Raw genomic sequence first — 10,186 nt, forward strand, 5'->3', positions numbered from 1 at the left:
CTGACGCTGGGCCTGCTCGACCGCGAGCTGGGTGACCAGGCGCTGGGCGCCACCTCGGCCACCCACGGCCTGCTGGACGCGCTGTTCGCCTTCGCGCTGCGCGAGATCGCCGCCCGCGAAAACCCCGGCGTGCCCGGCTGGCAGCACGCCATCGCCGACCGGCCGATCCGCCAGGTGCTGACCCTGATGCACGGCAACCTGGCCCACAGCTGGACGCTGGACGAACTGGGCCAGCAGGTGGGCCTGTCGCGTTCGGCGCTGGCCGAGCGCTTTCGCAGCGCCATGGGCGACACGCCGCTGAACCACCTGCGCACCCTGCGCATGCAAAAGGCCATGCAGCTGCTGGCCGAGACGCGGCAGACGCTGGAACAGGTGGCACAGGCCGTGGGCTACCAGGACGCGTTCGGCTTTTCCAAGGTGTTCAAGCGCACCACCGGTCAGTCGCCGCGCCAGTTCCGCGAGCGGGACGTGGCCGACCGGCAGACCGCCTGGCGCATCCAGGAAGCCTGACCCCGACCACCGCGCCAGGCCGCACCCGGCGGGCCGGGCCGTTCGTACCCGCCCCTTTGATTTACCACTTCGTTATGTAGGGGAATCAACGGGTGCGTGAACCGCCCGCAGCGTGAAACCACCACAGAATGCGCGACGCGGTCGTGTGAAGGGCCGCGTGCACCGAACGACCAACACACAAGACAAGACCGGAGACAACCATGACGAAGTTCACCTTGAACGGCAAGGCGGTCAACGCCCAGGCCGCCCCTGACACCCCGCTGCTGTGGGTCATCCGCGAAGAGATGGGCATCACGGGCACCAAGTTCGGCTGCGGCATCGCCCAGTGCGGCGCCTGCACGGTGCACATCAACGGCAGCCCCACCCGCTCGTGCGTGCTGCCGGTGTCGGCCGCCGCCGGCTCGCAGGTGACCACCATCGAAGGCCTGGTGCAGACCCGCGAGGGCAAGGCCCTGCAGGACGCGTGGATCGCCGAAGCGGCGCCGCAATGCGGTTACTGCCAGTCGGGCCAGATGATGGCCGCGGCCGCCGTGATCAAGGACGCGCGCGCACCCCTGAACCGCGAACAGGTGCTCGAACGCATGGCCGGCAACATCTGCCGCTGCGGCACCTACAACCAGATCGCCGCCGCCGTGGTGCGGGCCCAGAAGACCCTGGCCTGAGATGGGAGCACCGACCATGACCACGAACAACGCCACCCTCCACACCCCCGCCCTCTCGCGCCGCAGCTTCATCGTTGGCAGCGGCGCCGGCGTCCTGGGCATCAGCTTCGGCGCCCTCGACCTGGCCCAGGCGCAGACCGGCCCGTTTGCCCCCGTCGCCTGGGTCAGCATCGCGCCCGACAACACCGCCACCATCTACTCGGCCGCGTCCGAGATGGGGCAAGGCACCATGACCTCGCTGCCCGCCGTGGTGGCCGACCACATGGAGCTGGACTGGAGCCAGGTGCGCGTGCAGCACGCCCCGCCCGATCCCAAGCGCTTTGGCAACCCGCGTTTCGGCGGCGGCCTGACCACCGGCGCCTCGCGCACCGTCACCGGTTACTACGAACCGCTGAGCCTGGCCGGCCTGCAGGGCAAGCTGGTGATGCTCGGCGCCGCGGCCGCGCAGTGGAACGTGCCGGTGAGCGAACTGCGCGCCGAGAACAGCACGGTGATCCACGCCGCCAGCAACCGCCGCATCACCTACGGCGAGCTGACCCGTACCGCCACCGCCCCGGCCGAGCTGCCCAAGGTGGACAAGACCATGCTCAAGCCCATGGCGCAGTTCAAGCTGATCGGCAAGGACCTGACCCGGGTCGACCTGGTGGGCAAGACCAGCGGCACGGCGGTGTACGGCATCGACGTGCGCCTGCCCGGCATGCTCTACGCGAGCCTGCTGAGCGCCCCGGTGCAAGGTGAAAAAGCCGAGCACGTGGACGACGCCGCGGCCAAGGCCGTGCCGGGTGTGAAGGCCGTGGTGGTCATCCCCACCGGTGTGGCGGTGGTGGCGGATTCGTTCCACACCGCCCGCAAGGCGCGCGACCTGCTCAAGGTGCAGTGGAGCAACACCGCCCGAGGCCGGAAGTACGACTCGGACGCCGCGATCAAGGAGTACGTGGCCCGCGCCGAGAACCTGGCCGACGCCGGCGTGACCTTCCACGCCCACGGCGACGCGGCCAAGGAAATCGCGGGCGGCGCGCGCACCTTCAAGGCCACCTACACCACCGAGCACGTGTCCCAGTTCACCATGGAGCCGATGAACACCACGGCCCGGGTCGACGGCGACAAGATCGAACTCTGGACCCCATCGCAGACCGTGGGCTTCGTGGTGGGCGGTGTGGCCGCCGCGGGCGGCTTCAAGCCCGAGAACATCAAGGTCAACATCCAGCTGCTGGGCGGCGGCTACGGGCGCCGTGTCGAGGCGGAATACGCGGTGGACGCTGCGCTGATTGCCAAGGCGGTGCCCGGCGTGCCGGTGCAGATGATCCACACCCGCGAAGACGATTTCGTCCGCGCCAAGCCCCGGCCCGCCACGGCCCAGCACCTGGTGGCCGCGGTCAACGCGCAGGGCAAGATCGTGGGCCTGCAGCACCGCGTGGTGGCCGAGCAGATCTACGCCCGTCTGTTGCCCGGCGCCTTCAAGGCCAGCGGCAACAAGGACTCGCCGGTGATGGAATTCGCCGACGGCGTGTACGACATCGCCGGGCACCACGTGCAACAGCTCATTGAGGACCGCGGCATCGCCTGCAGCTTCTGGCGCGGCGTGGGCGCGGGCTACGTGAAGTTCGGCATCGAGACCCTGGTCGACGAGGTGGCCGTGGCCACCAACCAGGACCCGCTGCAGATGCGCATCGAGCTGTGCAACAAGGCGCCGCGCGCCCAGGCGGTGCTGCGCGAGGTGGCCGCCATGTCCAACTGGAACGGCCAGCGCCCGGCCGGGCGCGCGCTGGGCCTGGCGTTCTCCGACGCCTGGGGCACCTTCTGCGCCATGGTGGTGGACGTGTCGCTCAACGCGGGCCGCCCGGTGGTGCACAACATCTGGGCCGCGGTGGACTGCGGGCATGCCCTGAGCCCGAAAAACATCCAGACCCAGATCGAGGGCAGCGCGATCTTTGGCCTGTCGGCCGCACTGGGCGAAAAGCTGGTCTACAAGGCCGGCGAACCGCAGCAGAAGAACCTGGGTGCCTACAACCTGCTGCGCGCCAACCAGGCGCCGGTGGTGACGGTGAAGGTGATGCCGACCGACAACCACCCCAGCGGCATTGGCGAGGTGGGCCTGCCACCGGTGGCACCCGCGCTGGCCAACGCCATCGCGCGCCTGACCGGTGGCAAACGCCTGCGCAACCTGCCCTTCCCGGAACAGGTCGCCTGATGACGGCACGGCCCGATGGCGGCGGCGTCAGCCGTGGCCGCCGGGCCGTTGCATGAAGGCCGCGCTGCCTGGCCGGCCGGGCAATGAAAGCTGCGCCTCGGCAGGCGCGGTCTGCGCCAGCAGCCGGCCCTGGCGCCACACCTTCAGCCGCGTCGCGCGCAGGCGGATGGCCTCCACCGGGTCGCGCGCCTGCAGCAACACGAAGCTCGCGTCCTGGCCGGCTTCGATGCCGTAACGGTCCAGCCCCATCACCTTCGCGGCGTTCACCGTCACCGCGTCGAAGCACTGGCGCATGCCGGCCTGGCTGGTCATTTGCGCCACGTGCAGGCCCATGTGCGCCACCTCCAGCATGTCGCCGCTGCCCAGCGAGTACCAGGGGTCCATCACGCAGTCGTGGCCAAAGGCCACCGTCACGCCGGCGGCCATCAGCTCGGGCACGCGGGTCATGCCGCGCCGCTTGGGGTACGTGTCATGCCGCCCTTGCAGGGTGATGTTGATCAGCGGGTTGGCCACCGCGCTCACCCCACTCTCTGCGATCAGTGGGATCAGCTTGCTCACGTGGTAGTTGTCCATGCTGTGCATGGACGTGAGGTGCGAGCCGTTCACGCGGCCCTGCAGGCCCAGGCGCTGCGTCTCGTACGCCAGCGTCTCGATGTGGCGGCTCAGCGGGTCGTCGCTCTCGTCGCAGTGCATGTCCACCGGCAGGCCGCGCTCGGCCGCCAGTTCGCACAGCAGCTTCACACTGGCCGTCCCCGCTTCAAAAGTGCGCTCGAAGTGCGGGATGCCGCCGACCACGTCCACACCCAGATCCAGCGCGCGCTTGAGATTGTCGAGACCGCCCTTGGAACGCAACACACCGTCCTGCGGGAAGGCGACCAGCTGCAGGTCCAGGTAGGGCGCCACGCGCCGCTTCACCTCCAGCATCGCGCGCACCGGCAGCAGGCGGGGGTCGCTGGTGTCCACGTGGCTGCGGATGGCCAGCAGCCCCTTGGCCACGGCCCAGTCGCAGTAGGTCAGCGCACGCTCGATCAGCGCTTCTTCGGTCAGCAGCGGCTTGAGTTCGCCCCAGAGCGCGATGCCTTCGAGCAGGGTGCCGCTCTGGTTGACGCGCGGCAGGCCATGGCTCAGCGTCGCGTCCAGGTGGAAATGCGGGTCGCAGAACGGCGGGCTCAGCAACTGGCCGGCTGCGTCCACGGTGTCGTGCGCAGGGGCCTGCAGGCCGGGCGCCACTTCAACGATGCGGCCGTCCCGCACGGCCACGGACATGTCGGTGCGCCCACCGGGCAGGCTGGCGTGGGTGATCAGCAGGTCGAGCATGGGCTCATTGTGTGCCGAAGCGACGGCCACCCGCGCCACCGGGCCCGCCCCGTAAAATCTTGCCCCTTTGCACCTGATCCGCTCCCCACGCCATGCACTACGCTGTCTCGCACCACAAACTCAAGCTCATCCTCAGCGGCGCCGGTCTGAAAACCGGTGACGCCGCCGGCATCGACCAGCTCTTTGGCGGCAAGGACGGCTACTACTGGTTCGGCACCCTGCGCGACATGTGCCCCGAAGGCAAGACCCTGACCTGGGACAACCAGTACGCCCTGGTCGCCGCCATCCAGGCCCACGAAGACAAGAGCGCGGCCGAAGACGAGATGCCGCCCGAGAAGCCCACGCCCGCGCACATCGCGGCGATCTGCAAGCTGTTGGCGATCTGATCATGATCAACCCAGGCACACGGTTGAAATTCGCTGTGCTCGGTGCCGGCGCTGTCGGCTGCTTCTACGGCGGCATGCTGGCGCGCGCCGGTCACGCCGTCACCCTGATCGGCCGGCCGCAGCACGTGCAGGTGGTCGAGGCGCAGGGCCTGCGCATGCAGACGCTCGGCTTCGACGAGACGGTGCCCGTCAGCGCCAGCACCGACGCCTCGGCTGTGGCCGGTGCTGATGTGGTGCTGTTCGCGGTGAAGTCACCCGACACCGAAGCCGCCGGCGAACAGATGCGCCCGCACCTGGCGCCCGGCGCCCTGGTGCTGTGCCTGCAGAACGGCGTGGACAACGCCGAACGCCTGCGCGCCGTGCTGCCAGGCGCCAGCGTCGCCGCGGCAGTGGTCTACGTGGCCACCGAAATGGCCGGCCCGGGCCACCTGCGCCACCACGGGCGCGGCGAGCTGGTCATTGAACCCTCGCCCCGCAGCGCCGCGGTCGCGCAGGCCCTGATCGCCGCCGGCGTGCCCACCGAGGTGAGCGACAACGTGCGCGGCGCGCTCTGGGCCAAGCTCATCCTCAACTGCGCCTACAACGCGCTCTCGGCCGTGGGCCGCATCGCCTACGGCGAGCTGGTGCAGCGCCCCGGCGTGCAGGGCGTGATGCGCGACGTGGTGGCCGAATGCCGCGCGGTGGCCGCGGCCGACGGCGTGACCCTGCCCGGCGACGTGGACCTGGCCGTGCGCCGCATCGCCGAGACCATGCCCAAACAGTACTCATCCACCGCACAGGACCTGATGCGCGGCAAACCCAGCGAGATCGATTTCCTCAACGGCTTCGTCGTGCGCCGCGGCGACGCGCTGGGCGTGCCCACGCCCGCCAACCGCGTGCTCTGGGCGGCGGTCAAGCTGGTGGAATCGCGCCCGACCTCCTGAGCACCGGCTGGACGCCTTCACCCTCCCCACTGCGCGATCTGCGTGTACAGCGGAATGCCCAGCAGCAGGTTCAGCGGAAAGGTCAGCCCCAGCGAGAGGCCGAAATACAGCGAGGGGTTGGCCTCGGGAATCGCGTAGCGCACCACCGCCGGCACCGCGATGTAGGACGCACTGGCCGCCAGCGTCATCAGCAGCGCCGTGTCACCAGCGGGCAGACCCGCCATGCGGCACAGCCCCCAGGCCAGGGCGGCGTGCAGCAGCGGTGCCAGCACCCCATAGGCCAGCAGCACCGGCGAACGCCCGCGCAGGCCCGGCAGGTTGCGTGCGGCCATCAGTCCCATGTCCAGCAGGAAGAAGGCCAGCATGCCCTTGAACAGATCCCCCGAGAACGGTTGCATGGCTGCGCGCCCCGCCTCACCGGTGAGCACCCCCACCACCATGGCGCCGATCAGCAGCAGCTGCGAACCGTCGGTGAACGACTCGTGCAGCAGCTTGCGCCAGTGGGCCGACGTGGCACCGGGCGCGCCGCCCAAGGCTGCCGCCCCGCCGGCGCCCACCACCAGGCCCGCCGGTGCCGCCACCTGCTGGCGCAGGCGGTTGGCCATCAGCACCGCCAGCACGATGGCGGGCGACTCCATCAGCGCCATGGCCGCCGCCATGTGGCCGCCGTAGGGCAGGCCGATCTTGTCCAGGTAGCCCGTGGCGGTGATGAAGGTCACCGCGCTGACCGAGCCGTAGGTGGCGGCCAGGGCCGCCGCATCGAAGCCCGACACCACGTGCCGCAGCATCGCGTAGCCCAGCAGCGGCACCACCACCGCCAGCAGCACCGCGATGCCCAGGCCCGTCACGACCTGGCTGTTCAGGCCCGAGGCCGCCAGCGCGAACCCGCCCTTGAGGCCCAGGGCCATCAGCAGGTACATCGACAGAAAACGCGAGATCGCCGGGGGGATTTCCAGGTTCGACCGCACCAGGCCGGCGAACACGCCGACGACAAAAAACAGGATGGCCGGGTCGACCAGGTTGTTCAGGTTCATGTGTCACTCCTCCAGTGGGGCGCGATTCTGGCGACTCGTATGCATTAAGTAAAATCGTTTTTTGTGCGACACAACATAGACTTTTATCTATGAACATCACTTTTCGCCAACTGCGCCTGTTCCTCGCGCTGGCCGACACCGGCAGCGTCAGCGCCGCCGCGCGTGCACTGCACGTGACGCAGCCCACCGCGTCCATGCAGCTGCGCGAAGTCACCGAGTCGGTCGGTCTGCCGCTGTACGAGGTGATCGGGCGCAAGGTCTTCCTCACCGCGGCCGGCCGCGAACTGGCGCAGACCGCGCGCACCATCGCCGGCGAATGGGACCGTTTCGGCCAGCAGGTCAGCGCCATGAAGGGCCTGACCAGCGGGCGCCTGAGCGTGGCCGTGGTGAGCACCGCCAAATACTTCGTGCCGCGCCTGCTGGGCGGCTTTTGCGAACAGCACCCCAGCATCGACATCGCGCTGGAAGTGCTCAACCGCGACGGCGTGGTGCAGCGCCTGCGCGAGAACCGCGACGACCTCTACGTCATGTCGCAACCGCCGGCCGACATGGACCTGCAGGACCAGGTGTTCCTGGACAACCCGCTGCACCTGATCGCGCCCGCCAGCCACCCGCTCGCGCAGCGCCAGCGCGTGGCGCTCAAGGCGCTGGCGGGTGAACGCTTCATCTTGCGCGAACGCGGCTCGGGCACCCGGCTGGCCACCGAGCGGCACTTCGCCGCCGCCGGCTTCACGCCCGCGCTCACGCTGGAACTGGGCAGCAACGAAGCCCTGAAAGAAGCCGTGGCCGGCCACCTGGGCGTGGGCATCGTCTCGCGCCACGCGCTCAAGGCCGACGAGATCGGGCGCGACCTGGCCCTGCTGCCGGTCAGCGGCTTTCCCCTGCGCTCGCAATGGCACCTGGTGCACCCGCGCGCCAAGCAGCTCTCGCCCATTGCGCAGGTGTTCCGCGACCACCTGCTGCGCAGCGCAGCCCAGTGGACGCCGGGTTGAGCAGCTCTTTACAGCCAATTACCCAATACGGATAATTATCCGGCAACCAAACCCGGAGATAACATGTCCGACGCCGACAGCCTGTTCCATCGCGACACCTACGCCGCCCAGATGGCCGAGCAGCTGCTCAACCCCGGCCCGCTGGACGAAAGCACCCGCTCGGGCGTGTTCCTCTCGGGCATCCGCCGGGTGGGCAAGACCACCTTTTTGCGACAAGACCTGATCCCCGCGCTGGAAACCCGGGGTGCGCTGGTCATCTACGTAGACCTCTGGGCCGACCGCACCAAAAGCCCCTCGGCCCTGGTGCACGAAGCCGTGCGCAACACCCTGCGCCAGCTGCAGACGCCGGGCTCCGGCCTGCTGCAACGGTTCAAGGGCCTCAACCTGGGCGCAGCGGGTTTCAGTTTCGGCTTCCAGCTCGACAGCGTCGGCCAACCCGGTGGCACCACGCTGGCCCATGCCTTTGATGAGCTGGTCCACACCGCCCGGCTCAACGTCGTGCTGATCGTCGACGAAGTGCAGCAGACCCTGGGCACCGAAGAAGGTTTTGCCCTGCTGCACGCGCTCAAGGCCGCGCGCGATGCCGTCAACGCCAGGCCCGGCATGCCGGGTCGTTTTCTCTTCATCGGCACCGGTTCGCACAAATCGCTGCTCGCCGACATGACCTCGCGCCGCGCCCAGCCCTTTGCGGGAGCGCTCTCGGCGTCGTACCAGGTGCTGGGCCGCGACTTTGTGCAATGGCAGCTGCAGCGCGTGGCCGCCGCCCCCGGCACGGTGGTGCCCAGCCTCGACGCGGCCTGGCAAGGCTTCCAGACCATGGGCCACCGGCCCGAAGAACTGCTCAAGGCCCTGCGGCAACTGCAGCAGGCGCACGGCGCCGACCCCGACACCGCCTTCCGCATCATCTGCGCCACCCTGGCCGACGCCGCGGCCGACGTGGAACTCAAGGCGGTGGAGGAGTTCGGCGAACTCGGCAAAGCCGTTTTTGAACGCATTGCCACCGGGCCGGAAGACGGTGCCACCGGCCTCTTTGGCGCCGACGCCCTGGCCGCCTACGCCGAACGCACCGGCAGCGCGGTCGAAACCTCGCAGGTGCAGAACATCGTGGACAAGATGGTCAGCGCCAACCTGATCCTGCGCCCCACGCACGGCAAATACACCGTGGCCGACCCTTTTGTGCGCAAGGTCTGGCGCGACAAACAAGCGCTGATGGCGCCGCCGGCCGCAGCGCCTGTGGCCAGGTCCTGAGCGCCGCTCAGCGCGCCAGCGCCATGCGCAGGCCCAGGCCCACAAACACCACGCCACTCACCCGGTCCAGCCACAGGCCGGCGCGCGGGCGGCGCTGCAGCCACTGGCCCACGCCGCCGGCGAACCAACCCAGCGCGCCGAACAGCACCGCCGCCTGCAAGGTGAAGACCCCGCCCAGCACCGCCATCTGCAGCGGCACCCCCCCCTGCGCTGGCACCACGAACTGGGGCAGGAAAGACAGGAAGAACAGCACCACCTTGGGGTTGATGGCGTTGGCCAGCACGCCCTTGGCGAACTGCCGCGCCGCCGAGTCGCCCGCGGCATCGGCCACAGCCACCGGCAGGCCCACACCGCCGCGGCTGCGCAGCGCGCCGATGCCCAGCCAGACGAGGTAAGCCCCGCCCACCACGCGCAGCGCGGTGAACGCCACGGGCGACGCCGCCAGCACCGCCGACACCCCCAGCGCGGCCAGCAGCGTGTGGCTCAGGCACCCGGCCGCGCACCCGAGGCCAAAGGCCATGCCCAGGCGCCGGCCCTTGGAGGCGCCGACGCTGAGCACCATCAGGTTGTCCGGCCCCGGCGTGGCGGTCAGCAGCACGGCGGTGAGCAGGAAGGGGAGGAGTTGTTCGGGGGTGATGGGCATGGCGGTGGCGGGTCAGGCGGGCGCGAAGGCCTGGGCGAGCAAGGCGCCGAAAGTGGCTTGGGCTTTGGCGAGGGCGGTGGTTTGCTGTTGGCCGATGGAATGCGCCGCACGAGCCTGCTCTGCGAACGCGCGTTGAGCTTCGATGGGCGCCCAGGGCAATGACAGCTCAAAGAGCTTGGCCTGCGAGATGTTGCGCATCGAATCGCTGGTGCCCGATGCGAGCTGGCTCAACTCCTGGCGCACATGCTTGGACTGAAACAGCGCCCAGGCATAAATGGGC

At 69.4% G+C, this 10,186-nt stretch carries 11 protein-coding genes; 7 read left to right on the forward strand and 4 right to left on the reverse strand.

The window, feature by feature from the left end:
* The 3 genes from ACR2JA_RS15165 to ACR2JA_RS15175 form a co-directional block, all read left to right on the forward strand.
* A partial coding sequence (locus ACR2JA_RS15165) for a helix-turn-helix domain-containing protein (RefSeq protein WP_434009913.1) occupies window positions 1-510 on the forward strand: 510 nt, incomplete at its 5' end.
* 200 nt (window positions 511-710) lie between these two features.
* Window positions 711-1,172 (forward strand): (2Fe-2S)-binding protein, encoded by a 462-nt coding sequence (locus ACR2JA_RS15170; RefSeq protein ID WP_434009914.1) that lies wholly within the window; start codon window positions 711-713, stop codon window positions 1,170-1,172.
* A 16-nt stretch (window positions 1,173-1,188) separates the two neighbouring features.
* Window positions 1,189-3,363: a molybdopterin cofactor-binding domain-containing protein gene (locus ACR2JA_RS15175; RefSeq protein ID WP_434009915.1), complete on the forward strand. Its 2,175-nt coding sequence runs from the start codon at window positions 1,189-1,191 to the stop codon at window positions 3,361-3,363.
* Window positions 3,364-3,390: 27 nt separating this feature from the next.
* Here the strand turns inward: ACR2JA_RS15175 and ACR2JA_RS15180 are convergent, their stop codons facing one another.
* Window positions 3,391-4,680, reverse strand: a complete 1,290-nt coding sequence (locus ACR2JA_RS15180) for an amidohydrolase family protein (RefSeq protein ID WP_434009916.1) — start codon at window positions 4,678-4,680, stop codon at window positions 3,391-3,393.
* Window positions 4,681-4,772: 92 nt separating this feature from the next.
* Between ACR2JA_RS15180 and ACR2JA_RS15185 the strand changes: the two genes are divergently transcribed.
* Both ACR2JA_RS15185 and ACR2JA_RS15190 read left to right on the forward strand, forming a co-directional pair.
* On the forward strand, window positions 4,773-5,066 hold the full coding sequence (locus tag ACR2JA_RS15185) for a hypothetical protein (protein WP_434009917.1): 294 nt from the start codon (window positions 4,773-4,775) through the stop codon (window positions 5,064-5,066).
* A 23-nt stretch (window positions 5,067-5,089) separates the two neighbouring features.
* Complete coding sequence (locus ACR2JA_RS15190; RefSeq protein WP_434009918.1) at window positions 5,090-5,989, forward strand: ketopantoate reductase family protein; 900 nt, start codon at window positions 5,090-5,092, stop codon at window positions 5,987-5,989.
* 17 nt (window positions 5,990-6,006) lie between these two features.
* Here ACR2JA_RS15190 and ACR2JA_RS15195 read toward each other — a convergent pair whose 3' ends face one another.
* Window positions 6,007-7,017, reverse strand: coding sequence for a sodium-dependent bicarbonate transport family permease (locus ACR2JA_RS15195; RefSeq protein WP_434009923.1), 1,011 nt, complete (start codon window positions 7,015-7,017; stop codon window positions 6,007-6,009).
* A 95-nt stretch (window positions 7,018-7,112) separates the two neighbouring features.
* Between ACR2JA_RS15195 and ACR2JA_RS15200 the strand changes: the two genes are divergently transcribed.
* On the forward strand, window positions 7,113-8,015 hold the full coding sequence (locus tag ACR2JA_RS15200; RefSeq protein ID WP_434009919.1) for a LysR family transcriptional regulator: 903 nt from the start codon (window positions 7,113-7,115) through the stop codon (window positions 8,013-8,015).
* 63 nt (window positions 8,016-8,078) lie between these two features.
* Complete coding sequence (locus tag ACR2JA_RS15205) at window positions 8,079-9,263, forward strand: AAA family ATPase (RefSeq protein WP_434009920.1); 1,185 nt, start codon at window positions 8,079-8,081, stop codon at window positions 9,261-9,263.
* A gap of 7 nt (window positions 9,264-9,270) precedes the next feature.
* Here ACR2JA_RS15205 and ACR2JA_RS15210 read toward each other — a convergent pair whose 3' ends face one another.
* Both ACR2JA_RS15210 and ACR2JA_RS15215 read right to left on the reverse strand, forming a co-directional pair.
* A complete protein-coding gene (locus ACR2JA_RS15210; RefSeq protein WP_434009921.1) occupies window positions 9,271-9,906 on the reverse strand; it encodes a LysE family translocator in 636 nt (211 codons plus the stop codon).
* 12 nt (window positions 9,907-9,918) lie between these two features.
* The coding region (locus ACR2JA_RS15215; protein WP_434009922.1) for a hypothetical protein at window positions 9,919-10,186 on the reverse strand (268 nt) is incomplete at its 5' end.

The organism is Hydrogenophaga sp., from assembly GCF_051007235.1.
Taxonomy (GTDB): Bacteria; Pseudomonadota; Gammaproteobacteria; order Burkholderiales; family Burkholderiaceae_C; genus Hydrogenophaga.